The organism is Xenorhabdus szentirmaii DSM 16338, from assembly GCF_002632585.1.
GTDB lineage: Bacteria > Pseudomonadota > Gammaproteobacteria > Enterobacterales > Enterobacteriaceae > Xenorhabdus > Xenorhabdus szentirmaii.
Map to the genome: position 1 here is coordinate 94,751 of NZ_NIBV01000002.1, position 23,245 is coordinate 117,995.

The 23,245-nt window shown below is 39.9% G+C and carries 15 protein-coding genes and 1 pseudogene; all 16 read left to right on the forward strand.

Features of this window, described 5'->3' with window-relative positions; genetic code table 11:
* Positions 1–77 precede the first annotated feature (77 nt).
* Positions 78–2,732, forward strand: a complete 2,655-nt coding sequence (gene tssH, locus Xsze_RS10425; protein WP_038241811.1) for a type VI secretion system ATPase TssH — start codon at positions 78–80, stop codon at positions 2,730–2,732.
* Between the two features lie 12 nt (positions 2,733–2,744).
* Positions 2,745–5,153 carry a type VI secretion system Vgr family protein gene (locus tag Xsze_RS10430; protein ID WP_099139127.1) on the forward strand — a complete coding sequence of 803 codons (2,409 nt, stop codon included), beginning with the start codon at positions 2,745–2,747 and terminating at the stop codon, positions 5,151–5,153.
* A gap of 13 nt (positions 5,154–5,166) precedes the next feature.
* Complete coding sequence (locus Xsze_RS10435) at positions 5,167–6,027, forward strand: DUF4123 domain-containing protein (RefSeq protein WP_099139128.1); 861 nt, start codon at positions 5,167–5,169, stop codon at positions 6,025–6,027.
* A gap of 51 nt (positions 6,028–6,078) precedes the next feature.
* Positions 6,079–8,838 (forward strand): T6SS effector BTH_I2691 family protein, encoded by a 2,760-nt coding sequence (locus tag Xsze_RS10440; protein ID WP_038241833.1) that lies wholly within the window; start codon positions 6,079–6,081, stop codon positions 8,836–8,838.
* A 20-nt stretch (positions 8,839–8,858) separates the two neighbouring features.
* Entirely contained in the window at positions 8,859–9,914 is a 1,056-nt protein-coding gene (locus tag Xsze_RS10445; protein WP_051462609.1) for a DUF6708 domain-containing protein, read from the forward strand.
* Between the two features lie 440 nt (positions 9,915–10,354).
* Positions 10,355–10,693, forward strand: a complete 339-nt coding sequence (locus Xsze_RS23340; protein ID WP_422645802.1) for a DUF6708 domain-containing protein — start codon at positions 10,355–10,357, stop codon at positions 10,691–10,693.
* A complete protein-coding gene (locus tag Xsze_RS10455; protein WP_339352150.1) occupies positions 10,639–11,163 on the forward strand; it encodes a DUF6708 domain-containing protein in 525 nt (174 codons plus the stop codon). Before Xsze_RS23340 ends, Xsze_RS10455 begins: the two co-directional genes overlap by 55 nt.
* 341 nt (positions 11,164–11,504) lie before the next feature.
* Positions 11,505–13,028 (forward strand): annotated as a pseudogene (locus Xsze_RS10460) (type VI secretion system Vgr family protein); the annotation flags it as partial.
* A gap of 15 nt (positions 13,029–13,043) precedes the next feature.
* Positions 13,044–13,637, forward strand: a complete 594-nt coding sequence (locus Xsze_RS23215) for a DUF2345 domain-containing protein (protein ID WP_339352151.1) — start codon at positions 13,044–13,046, stop codon at positions 13,635–13,637.
* 13 nt (positions 13,638–13,650) lie between these two features.
* Positions 13,651–14,523 (forward strand): DUF4123 domain-containing protein, encoded by an 873-nt coding sequence (locus Xsze_RS10465; RefSeq protein ID WP_099139131.1) that lies wholly within the window; start codon positions 13,651–13,653, stop codon positions 14,521–14,523.
* A 66-nt stretch (positions 14,524–14,589) separates the two neighbouring features.
* Positions 14,590–17,412 carry a T6SS effector BTH_I2691 family protein gene (locus tag Xsze_RS10470; protein ID WP_038240695.1) on the forward strand — a complete coding sequence of 941 codons (2,823 nt, stop codon included), beginning with the start codon at positions 14,590–14,592 and terminating at the stop codon, positions 17,410–17,412.
* A gap of 69 nt (positions 17,413–17,481) precedes the next feature.
* On the forward strand, positions 17,482–18,537 hold the full coding sequence (locus tag Xsze_RS10475) for a DUF6708 domain-containing protein (RefSeq protein WP_038240696.1): 1,056 nt from the start codon (positions 17,482–17,484) through the stop codon (positions 18,535–18,537).
* A 16-nt stretch (positions 18,538–18,553) separates the two neighbouring features.
* The gene (locus Xsze_RS10480) at positions 18,554–19,477 is read left to right on the forward strand and encodes a DUF6708 domain-containing protein (protein WP_038240697.1); all 924 of its coding nucleotides are present in this window, start codon (positions 18,554–18,556) and stop codon (positions 19,475–19,477) included.
* A 673-nt stretch (positions 19,478–20,150) separates the two neighbouring features.
* Positions 20,151–21,083 (forward strand): putative type VI secretion system effector, encoded by a 933-nt coding sequence (locus tag Xsze_RS10485; RefSeq protein WP_141557212.1) that lies wholly within the window; start codon positions 20,151–20,153, stop codon positions 21,081–21,083.
* Positions 21,084–21,745: 662 nt separating this feature from the next.
* Positions 21,746–22,009 (forward strand): PAAR domain-containing protein, encoded by a 264-nt coding sequence (locus Xsze_RS10490; protein ID WP_038240699.1) that lies wholly within the window; start codon positions 21,746–21,748, stop codon positions 22,007–22,009.
* Between the two features lie 2 nt (positions 22,010–22,011).
* Positions 22,012–23,211, forward strand: a complete 1,200-nt coding sequence (locus Xsze_RS10495) for a hypothetical protein (protein ID WP_038240700.1) — start codon at positions 22,012–22,014, stop codon at positions 23,209–23,211.
* Positions 23,212–23,245: the final 34 nt, after the last annotated feature.

The window sequence follows — 23,245 nt, forward strand, 5'->3', positions numbered from 1 at the left end:
CCTCGGTTAACGGTTATGGGCGGTAGCGTACCGGGATATCGGGATCTCTCTCCGACAAGTAAGCAAGGAAAAAAACTATGGAAAATCAATCCGCAATGCTATTGCGCCGGTTAAACCCGTATTGTGCACAGGCACTGGAAGCCGCTGCTTCCTTGTGCCAGACACGAACGCACGCAGAAATTACGGTGGAACATTGGCTTCTCAAGATCCTGGAGCGGGGTGAAAGTGACATCACCGTGCTGGCCCGCCGTTATGAATGGGATATGGGCACGCTCTGGCAATCTCTGCTGGACCACATTGATAGTTATCCTCGTACTGTGCACAGCCGTCCCCAACTGTCCAACTCATTACTCACGCTCATCAAAAATGCCTGGCTGCTGGCTTCGCTGGATGAGGGCGAGCCAAGTATCCGCAGTGTCCATTTACTGTCAGCCCTGATCGAAACCCCGTCATTGGTGGGTTGTGATGGTGTCTGGCCATTACTGACCCTCGGCTCTTCTCAGCTGCAACGTTTGCGCCCGCTGCTGGATGCGCAGTCTGAAGAACGTCCGGAATTGCAACAGCAAGCTATGTTGGGGCACGACACAACAGGTTTGTCAGTGGAAACATCCGGTAAAACCTCTGCACCACTGGCCGGTCAGCCATTATCCGATGCACTGTTGGCGGTGCTGGATAAATTCACCCTGGATGTCACAGCCAAGGCTAAATCGGGCAATATTGACCCCGTATTTGGTCGGGATGATGAAATTCGCCAAATGGTCGATATTCTTTCCCGCCGCCGTAAAAACAACCCGATTCTGGTGGGTGAACCGGGCGTCGGTAAAACTGCGCTGGTGGAAGGATTGGCCCTGCGCATTGCCGAGGGCAATGTTCCTGAAAGCCTGAAAACCGTCAGCCTGCGTACACTGGATCTGGGGCTGCTGCAAGCCGGTGCTGGTGTGAAAGGGGAATTTGAACAACGCCTGAAAAACATCATTGATGCAGTGCAACAATCTCCAACGCCTATCCTGCTATTTATTGACGAAGCCCATACCATTATCGGCGCCGGCAATCAGGCGGGGGGCGCGGATGCGGCTAACCTGCTGAAACCAGCACTGGCGCGCGGTGAATTGCGTACCATCGCAGCAACAACTTGGTCGGAATACAAACAGTATTTTGAACGGGATGCTGCACTGGAGCGCCGCTTCCAGATAGTGAAAGTGGATGAGCCGGACGATGACAAAGCGAGCCTGATGCTGCGTGGCCTGAAATCCCGCTATGCAAAATACCACGGTGTACACATCACCGATGATGCCGTAAAAGCCGCCGTCACCTTATCCCGCCGTTACCTCACCGGCCGCCAATTACCAGACAAGGCAGTCGATTTGCTGGATACCGCCAGCGCCCGTGTTCGCATGAGCCTTGATACCCAGCCGGACATTCTGGTGCGTTTGCGTGCTGAATTGGCGGCACTGGCGCTGGAATCTGACGCGTTGCTGGAAGACAAGGCAGTAGGCAATCCGGTGGAAGAAACCCGCCTGACTGATATCCAGCTTCGTCGGGATGAACTGGAAACACAGTTGGCACAAATAGAAGAACAGTACCAGAAAGAAAAAGCCCTGACTGAACAGCTACTGGCTTGCCGTCAATCCGACAACAATCCTGATGAAAACACCCGCCTGCAACAACAACTGGCAGAGATCCAGAACGGTGCACCGCTGCTGGGGCTGGATGTGGATGTCCGCACGGTGGCAACTGTTATCGCTGACTGGACCGGCGTGCCGCTATCCAGCCTGATGAAAGATGAGCAGGCTGAACTGCTGGAGCTGGAACACCATCTGGGTAAACGCGTCGTGGGTCAGTCCCATGCGCTGGAAACCATGGCACAGCGTTTACGTGCGGCGAAAACCGGTTTGGCATCTGAAAACGGGCCGTTGGGCGTATTCTTGCTGGTCGGGCCGAGTGGCATCGGTAAAACTGAAACCGCCCTGGCGCTGGCAGATACCCTGTTTGGCGGGGAAAAATCCCTGATCACCATCAACTTATCGGAATACCAAGAACCGCATACCGTCAGCCAACTCAAAGGTTCACCTCCGGGTTATGTGGGATATGGGCAGGGCGGTATCCTCACCGAAGCGGTGCGCAAACGGCCTTACAGCGTTGTCCTGCTGGATGAAGTCGAAAAAGCTCACCGTGACGTGATGAACCTGTTCTATCAGGTATTTGACCGTGGCTTCATGCGCGACGGGGAAGGGCGTGAAATTGACTTCCGCAACACCGTCATCGTCATGACCTCCAACCTCGGCAGTGACCACTTGATGCAGATGCTGGAAGAACAGCCGGAATCATCCGAATCGGTCCTGCATGAACTGCTGCGCCCGATATTGCGTGACCACTTCCAGCCTGCACTGCTGGCGCGTTTCCAGACCGTAATTTATCGCCCTCTGGGCGCTGAGGCATTGCGTACCATCGTAGAAATGAAACTGGCACAGGTTGCCAAGCGCCTGAAACTGCACTACCGCCTGAACTGCGTCGTGGAAGAATCTCTGTATGACACGCTGGTGGAAGCCTGCCTGTTGCCGGATACCGGCGCACGTAACATCGACAGCCTGCTGAACCAGCAGATCCTGCCGGTACTGAGCCAGCAACTGCTGATGCGTCAGTCCGCCCAACAACAGTCAACAACATTGACACTGGGTTACGGGGAAGAGGGAATTACGCTGACATTTGATGACGAAGGAAACTCACATTAAGGGAGATAGACCATGGGCTTATTCGATCTCGCTAAACAAGCAGGCAGTTTACTGGCCGACACATTGAACCGCTATACCCTCACCATTCAAGGCTGCGATGCAGCCTTGGACGTTGAAGATTTCACGGGCCGTGAAGGCATGAGCGATACTTACCGCTATCGCATCGCCTTCACCAGCCCATCGCAGGATATCCAACCCCAACAAATGTTGCGTCGTAACGTAACATTGACCTTGCGTACACTCGGGGAAACCGCATTCGGCATTCCCAAGCCGCCAGAAACACAACGGGTTGTCCATGGTGTCGTAACGGATTTCAAGCGACTGGGGGGTTCTCGTGACGAGGCGCAATACCAGATTATCCTTGAACCGAAATTTGCGCTGTTGCGCAATCAAAAACGTTCCTACCGATTCTTCCTGAATAAATCCGTACCGGAAATCGTCGAAGAAATCTTACGGGAACATCACTTCAAGGGATGGGAGTTTGAGTTCGACCTCAAAAACACCTACCCGAAACGGGAACAAATCAATCAGGTTAACGAAAGCGACCGGGCTTTCATTGAGCGCCTGCTATCCGAACGGGGGATTTTCTACACCTTCCGCTTACAGCCGGATACCCAGACTGAAGTGATCCACTTTGGTGACAAACAGCGCTGCTATGAATACGGTCAAACCCTGCCGTTAAGCAGCCCGTCAGGCATGAATGACACTGGCACGGCCTCCATTTGGGGGCTGACCCAGCGTCATCAGGTGGTGGAGCGTTCCGTCCAGACCAAGGATTACAACTACCGCACTGCCCAGCAAATCCTGAACTCTGCCCAAGCAGACATGACGCGCGGCGATGGCGAAGACATCACCTACGGTGACGTCACCTACTACAAACTGCGCCACTTGGATCGCGGGGATAAACTCTACCCTGAACCAGAAACGGCGAACTTCTGGGCACGTCTTGATCACGAACGCTTCCTGTCACGGCAAACCCTGCTGTACGGGCAAAGTACCGAACCCACCCTGATGGCAGGTCAGGTTCTGAACATTGAAGACAGCATCCTTCCTTCGACACTGCCTGAGATTTTCCGCTCTCCCATTTTGCTGACCCAACTACGCTTTACAGGCAGCCGGGCAGAAGCCTTGTTGGTTAAAATCACCGCCGTCCCATTCAGCGAAATGCTGTGCTGGCGTCCGCCCCTGAAACCCCGCCCGGTGATCAGCGGCACCCTGACCGCCCGCGTCAGCAGCCCCATCGCCAATGACCTCTACGCCCACCAAAACACCGATGGTTTGTATTGGGTCAAATTCGATTCTGATGGCGATGAAAAGCGCAAGGGCTATGAAAGTATGCCCGTCCGGTTGGCGAAACCCTACGGCGGCGATACCTACGGGATGCACTTCCCGCTGATCCAGGGCACAGAAGTGGCGATCGCATTCCACGAAGGCGATCCGGACAGGCCGTATATCGCCCATGCCATGCATGACTCCTACCGCCCTGATCATGTGACCTCCCATAACCATACCCGCAACGTTATCCGCACACCGACGAATAACAAACTGCGGATGGAAGACAAACGCGGGCAGGAACATATTAAGCTGAGCACCGAATACGGCGGAAAAAGCCAGCTCAACCTCGGCCATATTGTCGATTCCGAGCGGAAAAAACGGGGTGACGGCTTTGAATTGCGGACAGATAGCTGGGGAGCAATTCGGGCTGGCAAAGGATTATTGCTCAGTACTGAAGAGCAAGAAACTGCGAACGGTGAACAGCTTGATCTCACTCAAATCAAGCAGCAACTGGAAGATGCCCTGAATTTGGCGGAATCCCTGTCAAATATCATGCGAACGGCTGACGTTGCGCCTTTAGATACCCATAGCCAAGAGCGTTTTCTGGAAGGTTACATTGATGACATCAATGAACCTGTTATTGCGGCGAGTGCACCGGGAGGCATTGCATTATCGACTCCCAACCACATTCAGCACAGTGCCAATAACAACATTGTGATGACATCGGGCGGGAACACAGAAGTCTCTGCGCTAAAACGCATCGCAATCGCGGCAAAAAAAGCAGTATCCGTTTTTGCGCATGAACTGGGCATGACATTGGTTGCGGTAGCGGGGAAACTCCAGATTCAGGCGCAAACAGATGCACTGGAAATCACCGCCAGTAAAAACCTCAGCATCACCAGTACCGATGATGAAATCATCATTTCGGCCAAGAAAAAAATTACATTTGAATGCGGCGGCTCTTACATCACCCTTGATCCCACCAAGATAGAGAGTGGTACGGAAGGAGACTTCATGGTACAGAGCGCAAACTTCAATTATGCAGGCCCTGCGACGATCAGTATGCCGCATCTGAATTTTACCGCCTGTGAAACCATGTCCTCAGAAGCGGCAAGCCGTGGAGATGCCACCGTTCCCTTGAGTTAAGGTATTAGACAATATGTATCCTCATTATTTACAACAATCCCTGCCTTTGGAAAACCATCGATATGCCCTGATAGACAGGGCGTTATTTCCCGAGCTTGAGGTTGAATTACCTGTCATTGAAGTGGTTTCACCACTGTTAGAGCCACAGGCTAATTTATATCCATGGCTGATTTCCATGCATGAACTTTCAGCGAAGCAGTGGGTAAATTTGTTCACCCATATCAGTGAGTCGATAGAAGGAAAAGTTCAGCCAATGGTCTCGCTGTTTTTTGACAGTGAACTCCCTCCCGAAGAGATGAAAAACCGGTTAGTGCACGGTTTATATATTCAGAATGAATCACGCAAAGGATTTATTTTGCGTTATTACGACCCCAGAGTGTTATTTCATCTATCCTGGTTGTGGGATATCAATACCTTTCGCAGCCAGTTAGCGGTGGATGCCATTAAAAACTGGACCTTCTATTTAGAAGGGGAATGGCACACGCTTTCATTCGCAGAAAAAGAGCCAACTAAAATTGCCCCCGCCAATATCAAAATAAACAGTGTTCACCGTATTGGCATGATAAATCAGGTGCTGGCTAAAATGCCATCAATCACTGAGCGCAATGAGAGAAAAAACATGAGCATAGAAATTGAAAATTTATTTCAGGTAGCGTTGGAGAAATTTAAATTAACCCATCGAAATGATTTGGTTGCATTTGCCGTGTGTGGCGTAACGATTCACTCATTGTTTTATGAACATAGTTATTTTAAAGCATTGCTGGTGGAAGGGGCTGAATGCAGAGAGTATTTTTCAATGAGTCTGATGATAGTCAATAATTATCAATTAGAAAAAGCAAAAAGTGAATTATTGAAACCTAATGATAATGAGTAAAATGATTTTTAACTCGTTATCTGATTTTTATTAAAGAATGGAATTTTGGTTATGTATACAGAATTAGGTTGTGGTTTTTGTCAGCGTGAAGGATTACCCGTGTTTTTGGCTCGGCCTGCGATTATGAGTAAATCAGATGATTTGCCTGAATTAAATATCCGTCATCGTGCTAAATTACCAGTTGGTCAGGTTGATGAAGCACGCTACACTGCTCGTATATTGCGTGAAGGTTTTTTATATGTCTATACAGAAAAATCTAATTTGTGGCAAACATATACGGTTAATTCTAAAGGTCATTACTATTTGCAACCAGAATCTGGTAAGCATTCAGAGTGTTTAGAATCAGAGAAAAAAACACTTTGTATGAAGAACGAAAGTAAAGTAGCCAAAGCTTCTTTTATTACTTTACATATTGGGAAAAAAGAAGAAAAAAATGGTATTGTTTGGTTTGCATGGTCAGATGCTCCTTGGTCAGAGGACATGAAAAAACAACATGAAGATAAGAAGCACCGAGTTAAAAACATGCAGCGTTTCGATGTGGATGCATGGTTGAAAGAAGAATTAGATAAAAATGACAATGTGGGTTTTTTGAGTGAATTACAAAATACAGTAATTGAATATAACGATAAATTCAGTAAGGAAATTATTGAAAGAGAATGTTCGTTAATAAAAACAAAAACATTTGATTCTATTAATAAAGTATTGGGAGGATTAGATTCTTACTATGTTTTTTTTAAAGATAAAAATAGAGAGAAAGCTAATAATATAATTAATGAGGCCAATCAACTTCATCCTAAAAAAGGAGTTATTTTATTACTATCTGACCCAGTTGGTATTATTAAAGATATATCATTTCTTTGTAATTATCTTTTTAATGAAAATTTCACAAATAATCCAAATTACTCTAGAGAAGTTGAATTGTCATCGATGTTATCTGGATTAAAAGAAATAGTATGTAATCAGTATAGAAAAGAATGTCAAGAACATGATGTATGGCTAGAAGAATCATATGATAGAGGTGCTAAATCTCGTAATTATTTTGGTACCATTGATGTCGAATATGAAAAAAACAAATATACAGATAAGCATATTAAATCTTTAAATAAAAGGGTTGAAGATTTTTGGAATGAAAAGTATGAAAAATATATAGATAGAAAAAAAGAAAAAGATTTTTTAGAAAAATATCAAAGAGATACTTCTAGTTATATAGAAAAAACATTGTCTCCTATAATTGATATGTACTTAAATTGGTTGAAAAATGACATATTAAAATCTAAATTAATGTATGATTATGATTCAAATAATGAAATATGTTCTTTGCTATATGTACAAGCAGTCAATGATTGCATAGATGGTATGGCAGATCAAGATAAAGTTATTAAGTATATTGTTGATCAGCTAAAACAAGAAAAAATTACTGAAGATAATTTCATACTTCGCGCTATGTTTTTAAATAATGATTCATTTATTAATAAAACTAATGATGCAATAGATGAATCCAATAAAGCAGTAAACAATTCTAACAAAGAAGTAAATGCTTACAATAAAGCAGTAGGTAATTCTTATAATTATGCAAGTTTACCATGGAATAAAATATTTGATGGAGCAGCTGATAGTATTGCTAAATTTGATGATGTTGCAAATAAATTGGAGCTTTATTTAAATAATATAAATGGAGCTTTATTTCGTGTGGTCAATATAGGGATAAATAATGCTCCATTACCTGCAATCATTGCTATGGCAGCTACTAATGGAAAAGAAGTGATGCAAATAATTTTTGAGGGAAAACAAAAAGAATGTATCAAAGTGGTAACAGAGGAATTGGCGAAAACCTTAGATGTGAAAAATAAAAAAATATCGACTAGTTTGTCTCAGGTTGTAGGGAGAGAAATGAGGAAGCTAAAGTTGATCGGTGTAAAAATGGATGTAGACGTACGACGAAAATTTCTAGTTATGGTGGATAGAAAAGAAGCTGAAAAAATAAAGGAATTATTAAAAACTAATAAAGAAATAAAGGAGGCCAAGAAAGTAATAAAAAGAATTGAATACATAATAACATCAGAAAAAGAGCTTAGAAATTACGTTTTTAATGGAGAGGCTAGAAAGAAGCTGGCTGAGGCTAAAGCTAAATATGAAGAAAAATCCAAGAACTTTAAAGATAAATATAATAGTAAATCGGTTCAGAATAAATTAAATAAGACTCAATTTTCAGGGTGTATAGCTTCATTAATTTTTCAAGGTAGTGCATTATATATGGCATGGGGAGATGCTGGAAAAGATTCAGAGAATATACTAAAATACTTAGCTAATATCGTTGGCGCTGCAGGTACTCTTTTTGATACTATTTCTCGTTCATTAGCCAAATTTAAAGATCATAAATATGTGGCAAGATTAGGAAGTGAAGAAAAGATAATAAAATATGCAAGGCGTTTTTCAATTACTTCAAGAGTTTTTGCTGTGGCAGGGTATGTGGCAGCTGTATCGGATTTCTGTTATGGGTTTAATGAGCTTTTTTTAAAAAAAGATGGAGATATATTATTAGGGGGAGCATATATTATATCAGCTGTTTTTGGTGGAGCACTTGTAACGTTTTCAATCGGATGGTTGGCATTAGGACCTGTTGGTATAATTATTGTTACAGCAATATTTTTTGGTTCCGCAATTTATATTAACTCAAACGAAAAGAATGACATACAGAGATGGTTATTATCATGTTTATGGCGAAATATTCCTATGGAAGAAAAAAATACTCCAGCTATATGGGCAAACCAAAAAATGGAAATGGATGAGTATAAACGTTTACTATCATGATTAGCTAGAGGAGAAATAATATGTCAATTCACAAAGGGTTATTAACCCCATATTTGGTTAATCGTTTATTGACTGAGCAAGAAAAAAGAAATCAACTGCATCAAGGTCAGCCACATTCGGAACATCCTTTAGTGTATGAGGATGATACAGTGATTAAGATGAACTCAACTTATTTGGAAACGGTGGATCGACACTACTCAGTTAAAGGCTATCCTAGTTTATTTAGTTTTGTATTATTCGTTACTATACTAGTAATAACAATTTATGGTTGTAGTGTTACATTTGATCGTTATTTTTTTCAACATAACCCATTAAATTCAAAAAGAATATTTGCAATGTCGATAGCTCTTATTTGTATATTTTTTTCTCTATGTTTTTTGTCAAAGATTTTTCTAAAAGAATGGTTCAGAAAAACTCATTATCCCATTCGTTTTAATAGAAAAAATCAAATGGTATATGTTTATCAGGTTGATGGTACAGTTTTATCGGCCTCTTGGAAAAAAGTTTTTTTTACGCCATACGAAGGAAAGCTAGGTATACCTGGTTGGGGAATTGATGGGCATATTTTGGCCGATGATCAAGAAACAGTTTTACGGACATTTAGCTTAGGTTTTTATGGTGACAAGGATGATATGATAGGATATTGGGAGTTTATCCGCTGTTATATGGAAGAAGATGTATTGGACGATCTTTCTAAAACTATTTTTATGTGTCCTCCAATTGCTGAGAAAAAAGAAAGTTATTTATTTGGGCTTCAATATAGTTTTCGTTTTGCATCCAAATTAGAGTGGTATCAATTGCTATTCCTCCCGTATACTTTGTTAGAATGCTTATCTCGTTATATTGCCATGCAAACCAGTAAAATTCCACAATGGCCAGAAGAAATAGAAATTTCATGCAAAGTGGCTTCTGATGATAAGATTGATGTGAGTTATAAGAATAACATACAGTGTTTGTGGCGCTACACATTGGCTAACTTAAAAACGGAAGATTATATCATGCTTCATAAACAGAGAAAAACAGCAGCAAAACGTATAAAAAGAAAAGTTATTGCACGGGTTATAGGGAAATATTAATAATCATTTTTGGCATGTAATTTATTGCTTTTGTTTTACAATTTTAATGAAGTACATGCCCACAATAGAGGAAGCTAACACAATCAAAATATTAGTTAAGTAATTCCTCAAAACTTCACAATGTGAATTATTAAAGATATCTTTTTAAGGGTTAACAGAAGGGTTCTCTGATTTAGTATATTGAAAAGCTAGGAATTGATAATGTCATCAAAGCATCAGGAAATATCAAAAACTCACCTACGTGGCCGTTCACTCACTGGACAAGAAAAAGAGACCGATTTTATCAAGGCCAACCTCATACTGAGAATCCACTGATTTATGATAATGATACGGTTATCAAAATGAATTCAACCTACTTGAAAACTGTGGATGTGCAGTATGCGGATAAAGGTTATGTTAGTTTGATAAGTTTTGGGGCTGGAATAGCGTTCTTGTGTATCATGATTTGGGGGGGATATAGTTTGATTCAAGCTTTGAGTTTGAGAAATGACCCCTTAAGTGCACAAGGCATTTTTAGTTTACTATTACTTAATGGTTTGCTTTGTCTTATCATCTTTGGCTGCGTGAAATTCACACTGATGGAGTGGTTCAAAAAAAACCATTATCCCATCCGGTTTAACCGAAAAAACCAAATGGTATATGTTTATCATGTTAATGGCACTATTTTATCTGCACCCTGGCGCAGTCTTTTTTTACGCTTAATGAAAGGAATAAAAAAGCAATTATCGGACATATATTGGCTGATGATAATGAAACCATATTATGGTCATTCAATTTAAGCATTTTCGATCATCAACTTAATCTTCCGGGTTATTGGGAATTTATCCGTTGCTATATGGAAGAGGACGTATTGGATGAAATGCCTAAAACCATTTTTTTGTGCCCTAACATCACAGAAAAAAGAGAAGGCTATTTATTTGGTCTTCAATATAGTATGCGTGTTAACACCCGATTGGACTGGATTTTACAGTTACCGCTTTTTCCGTACACTATGTTGGAAACGTTTTCCCGCTATTATATTGCCATGCAGACCAGTAAAATCCCACAATGGCCGAAAGAGGTGGAAAAAGCGTGTCAGGTTGACCCTGATGATCCTATAGATGTCAGTTATAAGAATAATATTCCCCATGTATGGCGATATGTTCTGGAGGCTTTAAAAAAAGAAGACCATCTTAGACTTTATAAACAGAGAGGATTGGCAATAAGACGTATTAGAAGAAAAGTTGCAAGACGACATCGAGCACAATAGCAATGATAAGTTTGGGTATGTGTTTAGTTGATTTATTTGTGTTAAATATATCTTGGAACTGAATAATAATTTCAAAGTGGATAATTTATTTGCTATTGAATTTCTGTATATTCAGGCTCTAAGTTCATTAATTATTAACTATTTTATAGTAAGCATAAATATGAAAGAAAACAAAAAATAATATATAGATTTAGACGAGATGGAATGCAGGCTTAAAGGTTTGAGGTATCTTGTAAAATACGAAAATTCAAGATTTGAAAAGGGAGATATAACTCAGGATGAATACGAAGAATTAATAAATAATCACACAAATTCAATAGAAGACGCCACAGACACAACGGGTTGTTCATGGCGTCGTAACGGATTTCAAGCGACTGGGGGGTTCTCGTGACGAGGCGCAATACCAGATTATCCTTGAACCGAAATTTGCGCTGTTGCGCAATCAAAAACGTTCCTACCGATTCTTCCTGAATAAATCCGTACCGGAAATCGTCGAAGAAATCTTACGGGAACATCACTTCAAGGGATGGGAGTTTGAGTTCGACCTCAAAAACACCTACCCGAAACGGGAACAAATCAATCAGGTTAACGAAAGCGACCGGGCTTTCATTGAGCGCCTGCTATCCGAACTGGGGATTTTCTACACCTTCCGCTTACAGCCGGATACCCAGACTGAAGTGATCCACTTTGGTGACAAACAGCGCTGCTATGAATACGGTCAAACCCTGCCGTTAAGCAGCCCGTCAGGCATGAATGACACTGGCACGGCCTCCATTTGGGGGCTGACCCAGCGTCATCAGGTGGTGGAGCGTTCCGTCCAGACCAAGGATTACAACTACCGCACTGCCCAGCAAATCCTGAACTCTGCCCAAGCAGACATGACGCGCGGCGATGGCGAAGACATCACCTACGGTGACGTCACCTACTACAAACTGCGCCACTTGGATCGCGGGGATAAACTCTACCCTGAACCAGAAACGGCGAACTTCTGGGCACGCCTTGATCACGAACGCTTCCTGTCACGGCAAACCCTGCTGTACGGGCAAAGTACCGAACCCACCCTGATGGCAGGTCAGGTTCTGAACATTGAAGACAGCACCCTTCCTTCGACACTGCCTGAGATTTTCCGCTCTCCCATCTTGCTGACCCAACTACGCTTTACAGGCAGCCGGGCAGAAGCCTTGTTGGTTAAAATCACCGCCGTCCCATTCAGCGAAATGCTGTGCTGGCGTCCGCCCCTGAAACCCCGCCCGGTGATCAGCGGCACCCTGACCGCCCGCGTCAGCAGCCCCATCGCCAATGACCTCTACGCCCACCAAAACACCGATGGTTTGTATTGGGTCAAATTCGATTCTGATGGCGATGAAAAGCGCAAGGGCTATGAAAGTATGCCCGTCCGGTTGGCGAAACCCTACGGCGGCGATACCTACGGGATGCACTTCCCGCTGATCCAGGGCACCGAAGTAGCGATCGCATTCCACGAAGGCGATCCGGACAGGCCGTATATCGCCCATGCCATGCATGATTCTTACCGCCCTGATCATGTGACCTCCCATAACCATACCCGCAACGTTATCCGCACACCGACGAATAACAAACTGCGGATGGAAGACAAACGCGGGCAGGAACATATCAAGCTGAGCACCGAATACGGCGGAAAAAGTCAGCTCAACCTCGGCCATATTGTCGATTCCGAGCGGAAAAAACGCGGTGACGGCTTTGAATTGCGGACAGATAGCTGGGGAGCAATTCGGGCTGGCAAAGGATTATTGCTCAGTACTGAAGAGCAAGAAACTGCGAACGGTGAACAGCTTGATCTCACTCAAATCAAGCAGCAACTGGAAGATGCCCTGAATTTGGCGGAATCCCTGTCAAATATCATGCGGACGGCTGACGTTGCGCCTTTAGATACCCGTAGCCAAGAGCGTTTTCTGGAAGGTTACATTGATGACATCAATGAACCTGTTATTGCGGCGAGTGCACCGGGAGGCATTGCGTTATCGACTCCCAACCACATTCAGCACAGTGCCAATAACAACATTGTGATGACATCGGGCGGGAACACAGAAGTCTCTGCGCTAAAACGCATCGCAATCGCGGCAAAAAAAGCAGTATCCGTTTTTGCGCATGAACTGGGCATGACATTGGTTGCGGTAGCGGGGAAACTCCAGATTCAGGCGCAAACAGATGGACTGGAAATCACCGCCAATAAAAACCTCAGCATCACCAGTACCGATGATGAAATCATCATTTCGGCCAAGAAAAAAATCACATTTGAATGCGGCGGTTCTTACATCACCCTTGATCCCACCAAGATAGAGAGTGGTACGGAAGGGGACTTCATGGTGCAGAGCACAAACTTCAATTATGCAGGCCCTGCGACGATCAGTATGCCGCATCCGAATTTTACCGCCTGTGAAACCATGTCCTCAGAAGCGGCAAGCCGTGGAGATGCCACCGTTCCCTTGAGTTAAGGTATTAGACAATATGTATCCTCATTATTTGCAACAATCCCTGCCTTTGGAAAACCATCGATATGCCCTGATAGACAGGGCGTTATTTCCCGAGCTTGAGGTTGAATTACCTGTCATTGAAGTGGTTTCACCACTGTTAGAGCCACAGGCTAATTTATATCCATGGCTGATTTCCATGCATGAACTTTCAGCGAAGCAGTGGGTAAATTTGTTCACCCATATCAGTGAGTCGATAGAAGGAAAAGTTCAGCCAATGGTCTCGCTGTTTTTTGACAGTGAACTCCCTCCCGAAGAGATGAAAAACCGGTTAGTGCACGGTTTATATATTCAGAATGAATCACGCAAAGGATTTGTTTTGCGTTATTACGACCCCAGAGTGTTATTTCATCTATCCTGGTTGTGGGATATCAATACCTTTCGCAGCCAGTTAGCGGTGGATGCCATTAAAAACTGGACCTTCTATTTAGAAGGGGAATGGCACACGCTTTCATTCGCAGAAAAAGAGCCAACTAAAATTGCCCCCGCCAATATCAAAATAAACAGTGTTCACCGTATTGGCATGATAAATCAGGCGCTGGCTAAAATGCCATCAATCACTGAGCGCAATGAGAGAAAAAACATGAGCATAGAAATTGAAAATTTATTTCAGGTAGCGTTGGAGAAATTTAAATTAACCCATCGAAATGATTTGGTTGCATTTGCCGTGTGCGGTGTAACGATTCACTCATTGTTTTATGAGCATAGTTATTTTAAAGCATTGCTGGTGGAAGGGGCTGAATGCAGAGAGTATTTTTCAAGGAGTCTGATGATAGTCAATAATTATCAATTAGAAAAAGCAAAAAACGAGTTGTTGGAATTGAATGATAATAAGTTAAATAATTTTTAGCTTATCAGCTGTTTTTTTATTAGTAATATCTAGTTTAGTTTTTTATTAAATAATGGAATGTTGATTATGTCTACAGAATTAGGTTGTGGTTTTTGTCAGCGTGAAGGATTACCCGTGTTTTTAGCTCGGCCTGCGATTATAGGGGAAGAAAGTTCTTTACCTAAATTAAAAGGCAATGTAAAAATCCCTGTTGAGGCTAAAGGTGAAACTGCATATACAGCCCGTATATTAAGGGAGGGTTTTTTATATGTATATTCAGAAAATTTCAACTCATGGGAAACATATACAATTGACTCTAAAGGACATTATTGTTTGCAACCCGAGAGAAGCTGTATACCACAATGTTTAGAATCAGAGAAAAAAACACTCTGCACGAGTAATGCAAGTAAAGTAGCCAGATCATCTTTCATTACATTGTATATTATGCCAAAAAAACAAGAGAATGGTGTTTTCTGGTTTGCTTGGAGTGAAGCCCCTTGGTCTGAAGAAATGAAAAAACAACATGAAGATAAAGAACATCGCATTAAAAATATGCAATCTTTTGATGTTGATAAGTGGTTGAAAGGTACTAAACATGAAAATACAGAGTTTTTGAGATATTTGGAAAGTACAGTTTCAGAATATTATACTCCAACTTTAAATATGAATGCTATACCTGATGCTTTATCTAAATCAGCTGAAATGGTTAAAGAATCTAAGGTAGTTAAAACAATTGAAAAATCTAAATTAGCTAAATCAATTAAAGAAATAGCATCACCCGTGGTATCAGATATCTCAGAACCTGTTAGTCAATCAATAAAAGGTGGTTATGAACTTATAACAAAAGTATCGGAATTTAAATGGGATTTTTTTTATGGAAAAACGAAAGAGGCTGCTAATAACCTGCTTAATGAAGCTAATAAGCTTTTCCCTGAAAAAGGAGCTATTGTTTTTTTACATGATCCTGTTGCTATATTGAAAGAATTATCAGAGCTTTGTAATTTTCGTATTAAGAATAACTATATAACTGAAAAACATTCGAGAGGATTAGCATTATCATCAATGTTATCAGGATTAAAGCAAGGTTTATGTGATCAAAAAAGGTCAGAATTAGAGTCTTCTGATCAAAGTGAGGCTTATCTGTCTGAAATACCTAGTGGGCCATGTCAACCAGTAAAAATGGGTGAAGATCCTATCTTTAAGAAAAAGGTGGCAGAAAACTTAGATAAATTTGATCAAACAAGAGATAAAAGAGTTAAAGATTTTTGGGATGATAAATATGAAATATATATAGATAGGGACAAAGAAAAATTATTTTTTAAAGAATTTGACCAAGATTTTTCTGTTTATGTTGAAGAAGTTATTTCTCCTATGATTGGTATGTATTTGAACTGGTTGAAAAGTGATATACTAAAATTAAAAATGAAGTATAACTATGATCCAAATGATGAGGCTTGCTCTTTACTATATATACAATCTGTTGAGGATGTTATACAAGGCATGATAAATACAGAGGAAGTTAAAAAATTTCTTTTTGATAAACTTATACAGAAAAAAATTGATGATGATAATTTTATACTTAGGGCAATGGTGGCAAATAATGACAAGTTAGCTAAACAGATAAATGGTGTAGTCAGTTTATCAAATAATTATGCTAGCCTACCATGGAATAAAATATTCGATGGTGTCGTTGAGACAATCGGGAAGCTTAACCAATTATCGCAGCGATTAGAGTCATATGCATTTACTATAAATAATATTTTGATTAAAATAGTTAATAAATTTATAGATCATGCCCCATTACCTATTATTACTATGTTTACCATTAAAGGTGGAATGAAAATAGAAACAATCCGTTTTAAAGGTTCAGAAGTAGAATTAATTAAAGCAGTTTCAAAACATTTAACTAAGATGGGGAGTTTGAGTGGAAAAATATCAGATAATACTATGAAGCGTCGCGTAGCCGCTCAATTGAAAAAAGCGGGTATTATAGAGGGTAACACCTCAAAAGGAAACCAGCAATCAAAGGAAATAATACGTGAGTACAAGGTATTGACAGATATAAATCAAGCTAAACAGATTAGTAAATTACCTATGTCTAATGATGCAAAAGGAGCAGAAATTATCCGAACAATAACGACAGAAAAAGAATTAAAAGAGCATGTTTTTAGAGATATCTATTATAATATGGTTGATGGAGAGAGTAATTTCGTCAAAAAAGCTAAAGAAGTTCAAGGTAAGATAGATAGCCCAAATGTTCAATCTAAATTAAAGGATACACAGCTATCTAGTGCTACAGCATCGTTTGTGTTTCAGTTTTATGCATTAGCTGTATCTAGAAAAGATGCATCAAAAGATTTTGAAAATGGTACTAAATTTTGTGCAAATGTCATTGGTGCTGTAGGTACAGGTGCTGATATGCTGGAACGTGCGCTAGCTAAATGGAGGAACTATAGATATGTGGCAAAATTACCCTATAGTGCAGGAACTGCTGTGAAATTAACGAAATTTCAAAACGTTCTTAGTGCTACTAGTCGATATTTATCTATAGCGGCAGCTGTTGGGGTTGCGTGGGATATTTATCATGCGTATGACGAATTTTTTAATAAAGAGGTTGCAGATCAAAAATTAGGACTAGCATATATTGCTTCAGCGGCATCTAGTGCTGGACTTATACTTTTAGCTCTACAGTTAACCGCATTAGGTGGCCCACTGGGTATAATTGCATGTACATTAATACTTTTTGGCTCTGCTATCTATATTCTGACACAAGATAAAGATAAAATACAGAAATGGTTATTGGCATGTCAGTGGAGAAAAATTCCTATAGGTGAAAAGGGAGTTCCTTATATGTGGGCAAATCAAGAGCAAGAAGTAGATGCATTTAAAACAGATGTACTGGGACAATAAGCTGTGGAAAATAAAATAGTAGGAAAAATATTAATTATTTCAGATATAATAGGTCAGGAGTGATATCATATGTCAATATACACCGGATTACTTACCCCCTATGAACGTAATCGCTCATTAACTGAACAAGAGATCGCTAATCAGCTTCATCAATGGGAAGCGCACCCTGATAATCCCCTTATTCATGATAATGATACGGTGATTAAAATGAATTCCACATATATGGAGATTGTTGACAGATATTATGCCGTTAAAGGATTTCCCAGCTTATTAGTAGGAGCTTTTACCATATCTTTTATTTTGGGGTTTATTTTTTTTATTGTGCGTTTTTTTGAGCGTTATGTTTTATCTGATAAATATCAATGGGAATTCGATGATATTTGGGTGTGGCCTACAGTTTTTTCTATGATGATTTTTATAATATGGTTCTGCTTACGTATCATTTTAAAAGTTTGGTTCCAAAAAACGCATTACCCTATCAGGTTTAATCGAAAAAATAAGATGGTCTATGTCTACCAAGTGGATGGAACAATTTTATCTGTACCTTGGAAAAGTATTTTTTTTACAACTTATGATGGTGTCAGTAAAACTAGTGCCTGGCGAGGTTGGGGGATTGATGGGCATATTTTGGCAGATGATGGTTTCACGGTTTTAAAGACATTTAGTTTGCCTTATTACAGTAGTTTGGAGGAGCTTTCTGGTTACTGGGAGTTTATCCGTTGTTATATGGAAGAAGATGTGCTGGAAGATTTGGCTAAAACCATTGATATGTGCCCGCCGATAGCAGACAGAAAGGAAGGCTATCTCTTTGGCCTTCAGTATCAGTTTCGTTATTCCAGTAAGTGGGAATGGATCAGGTTATTGGGGCTTCCCTATGAATTAATAGAAAATTTCTTCCGTTACATTGCGATGCTAACCAGTAGAACGCCAAAATGGCCGGAGCAGGTCGAAGCAGCCTGCAAAGTTGATTCTGATGACCCCTTTGATGTGAGGTATAAAAGCAATAAATTAAACCTCTGGCGATACACCTTTGCTTGCCTGAGTCAGGAGCATCACAGGAAAAAGAGGGAAGTGCTAGAACGAATAAGAAATAAAGTCGGAAAGCGCTATAAAGAAAATTATTAGTGGTATTTTTGGATATATGTTTGATCAGTATTCAATAAACATATATCCAATTATTTATAAAATTAATATCAATAAATTGATTAGTAAAAATAGAATGTCACATTTAACAGGATTATATACCTCTTACTCGGTTAACCGCCCGTTAACCCAGCAAGAGAAAGTCGATCAACTGCATCAAGGTCAGCAAAACTGCGAGATTCAACGGATCAGGGATAAAGATACTGTTATTAAAATGAATTCAACCTATCTGGAAACTGTTGACAGATATTATGTGGATAAAGGAAATGCCAGTTTAATTACTTTCACTATGTTTTCAATCATTATTGGTTTTATTATATATGGAACGATAATTGTTTTAGAGCGTTATTTTTATTGGGATACAGAATCGGATGTGTCTAAGATAATGCCTCCTGTTATAATGTTTGCTGCAATGATATTCTTTTGCGTAAAATGGACTCTAAAAGAATGGTTCAGAAAAACTCACTACCCTATTAGATTTAATAGAAATAATAAAATGATATATGTCTATCAGGTTAATGGACAGATATTATCCATTCCTTGGAATGAGGTATTTTTCACTTATGCAAAAGGGAAGGGAGCGTTTCCTGAATGGGGTATTGATGGGCATATATTGGCGGATGATAAAGAAACCGTATTACAAACATTCAGTTTGGGTTTTTATGGCAGTAAGTATGAACTATCCGGTTACTGGGAGTTTATCCGGTGTTATATGGAAGAAGATGTGGTAAAAGAGCTTGCTGAAACTATTGTGATGTGCCCACCCGTGGCAGACTGGAAAGAGGGTTACAAATTTGGATTGCAATACAGTTTCCGGCTATGTTCAAGATTTGATAGGGTCCGCTTTATCGTATTACCGATAATTTTGTTGGAATCGATATCACGCTATATTGCGATGAAAACAAGTAAAATTCCTCAATGACCAGAAGAGATTGAACAAGCGTGCTTAGTTTCACCTGATGATACAGTTGATGTGAGTTATAAAAATAATATCCCTGATTTATGGAGATATACGTTGGCTAACCAAAAATCAGAGAATTACATTAAACGGTACAAAAAGCAACACAGGGTGGTAAGGCGTATGAAAAAGATAATGTCTAACAGTGCGACAACTCAGGAAAAATAATTCGTTAAACTTGGATTCGACTAATAAGTGCAATTTTTAAGAAAGGCGCTCGGTTGTTGTAGTAGAAATTATTTTTGCCAAAGGAAAATACATTTTATCTATAACAACTGACCGATACAGAAAGATATCAGCTTTTAAAGTTGAAAGCAGTAGGTTTCTCGTTATGTGACAATGCAAACGAGTAAAATTCCACAATGGCCTGAGGATGTTGAAAAAGCCTGTCAGATTATGCCTGATGACCCGATAGATGTGAGTTACAAGAACAATTCTCCACATTTATGGCGATATGTCTTCTCTAGCTTAAAAAAGAAAGAATAGTATCCGGTATATATTTAATCAGTTTATCTGTGTTGAATATATGCCAAACCCGAATGATGATTTTAGATTGGACAATTGACGCATAGTTCATCTGATGCAAATCCTAACTTTCAGTCAATTAAATATTAACTATTTTATAATAAAAATTAAGATGAAAGAAAATAAAAAAGAATATATAGATTTAGAAAGAATGGAATACGATCTTAGAAATTTTAGGTATGATATAGAATATAAAAAATCAAAATTTAAAAAGAGAGGTGTAAGTAAAGGGAAATACGAGAAGCTAATAAGAAATACCACTAAAGCAATGGATGAATTAACTAAAGAATTAGACTTAGCTCCTCCAAGGCCAGAATTACCACCGCAAGAGCCATTGTTTAAGATAGAAGGCATGATAGAAGAGTTAGAAATACGGTATATAAAAAATTATTTTAATAGTAGCCACTATTATTTGGGTGAGTATGATTATGAAAGGAACATAAAAGAAAATCGTTATGGAGTGTTTAGTGATGGGCCAGATTGTAGGGAGCTGAGTAACAGTGATTTTGTAAAGGGTAGGATTAATGGTAAAAAGTTTTATGGTTGGTTAGGTAGAACAGTTATTAAAGAAGGCGATTATGTAGAAATGGTCGTTGTGGAAAAAGATGATTGTTATATCGTTTATGCTATTACGTTGCCTGAAAAAAGAATACTGATGATGACACCGAAGTGTGAGCACGGTCGTTATATACTTATTCTAGAAGGTGCACGTTGTGCATTTTTCTTCTATTTGATAATGCTTTTTCTTACTGCATTGATTATGATTGGGATGGAAAAGTATTTAGAAAAAATTCTATACATAATGAGTGTTCCCTATCCAATGATGTTTTTTGTATTATATTTGTTTTTTGCTGTTGTTTGTTTAATAAGGCCCAGTCCAACAATTAAATTAGCTGAGAGGATTTTTGTAGCGCTTGGAGTACCGAATTATAAATCAAAATCTTTTGATCTCAAAAGAATAAGTAAATTTAATGAGATAAGTGAAGAGGAAATAGAGCTGTTTCTTGAAGGGGATCCGCATAGGTCTGATTTATATTTTTATTGATTTTTATACGCAATGGATTTCAAGTTGCATCGCGGTGGCAAGGGAATGATAAATTCGTCGGAAACGAATTTCCCCATAATTTTATAGTAAGCATGAGTATGAGAGAAAGTAAATAATAATACATCGACCACGATAAAATGAAAAGGCAATCTTACTGAAATGAAAATATATAGAAATTAAAATGGGGCATTGGTATATTAATTTATGAATATATTTTCAAACATAAAACCACTGAATTTATTTTTTTGTATCAACAACTTACTCGACTTATATTTTGAAAATCGTTGTGATAAGGTCTTTTTGACAACCCGATTGATAACCTAACATTTGCCGCTGATTTTTTAGGCGGTATAATTTTCATTCTCCTCTGGGGGCTTTTAAGCAGAAGCTTTGTTCACTTCAGTAATGCCCGAATCATTGATTCATGGTTTGAATATGAATTTTAGAGTAAAAGCGTAAAAATTTATTCATTTAAAAGAAATGTCAATCATAGAAATCTTATTTCTACAAATAGAGATTAATTTGTTGTGTTTTACCGCTAATGATTTTAAAAAGGACAGAATATAATTCAGGAAAAGTAAAAATGTGATTAGTGATAGTTATCTTAAGTATAGTTATCTTGGGTTTAGTTATCTGTAGCATAGTTACTAAGGGTTATTTAAATGAAAGGCATAATTAGGATTGGGGACCAAACTACACATGGCGGTAAGGTGTTAGAAGGCTCTGCCACAATGAAGTTTGAAGGAAAAGGAGTGGCTCGTCTTGGGGATAAAGTATCATGCCCGAAAGAGGGCCATGGGCCGACTGAAATTATCGAAGGCCATGCTACATTCACTGATAATGGTGTACCCATTGCGTTCCACGGGCATAAATGTTCGTGTGGCTGTACACTGATTTCTTCATTGGGCAATGCAACATCGAGTTAATTATGGCTATTGATTTATTGAATATCCCCGATAAAGCAGATAGAAAAAAGCCTCCTGAAGTGAAACGCTGGCTATCGGTACTGGCCGCTTTTATAGGGATTGCCAGCTTTATTACATTGTTTCTATGGCCAGAAGAAACGTCTAAAAAATCCATTTCATTTTGGTTATATTCTTTTATTTATCCTTTTTTTATTTGGTTATTGGTTTTTTTGGTCAGGAGGCTGTATTTCGATCTCAATCAATTCTGGTCGGATAATTGGGATAAAGAGCGGGAAAGGTTAATTGAGCAGGAAATAGCCCGGGGGCAAAAGACATTGTATCAATTAGGTTCAGTTATCCATATTCCCGATGCTGTTATGCAAGGCACACTGTCTGAACAGTTAGTAAATTCCTTAATATCCATGCGTAAGATCACTGATGAAAATACAGGGAAAGTCATACGTAGAAAATGTTTTTCAACGAATTTGAGTCAAATGGAAGATAAACTTTATGAAAGAATTTGTTTGTTATTGGCTGATAACACGTTTTCTTCTGTTTTAGTCAATGCAATAAAGAAAACAAATGTGAATGTTTGTCTGGAGTTTGATGCCAAATTAGAACGTTCAGCATACGATAAAATATGGAAAAAAGTGTGTGACAATAGCCAAGTTATACTTCCCATGAGTTATTTTTACGGTCAAGGTATGGAATCTGTCGAACAATGGATTGATTCTGCATCTCGTAATGAAACATTATTGATTGTGTCTGTCCATTTGTCCAAATTTGATGATGATGGTCATGGAGATGCCGCAGTTGCACTGCTGGTTACAGCATCGCCGGCCATAGGAGAACATGAGTTAAGTGGCAACATAATTTGTCGCCCGGAAGATTCTTCTCCGAATGAAATGGTTTATGCATTATCTCAAGCCTTATTATGGGGTAAAAGCCGTGGGGAAGACATTCAATACCTATGGATGTCGGGTATGGGCTGTGATAATAAGGCACAAATATTATCAGCCCCTTTGGGTGAAACATTTCCTAATCTGACAGAGTCAGAAAATCAAATCGATATTGATGGGAAAATAGGGTATACGGGATCGGCATCCCCTTGGCTGGCTATATCAATTGCTTCAGAGTCAGCGCAACGACATAAAAAAGCACAATTGGTAATGAGCACTGTGTTTCAGGAGTCAACAAAACCTTGGTTTATGGTGGTTAAATAATTTTGTTTTTTACAATGCATTTTTAGCATTAAGA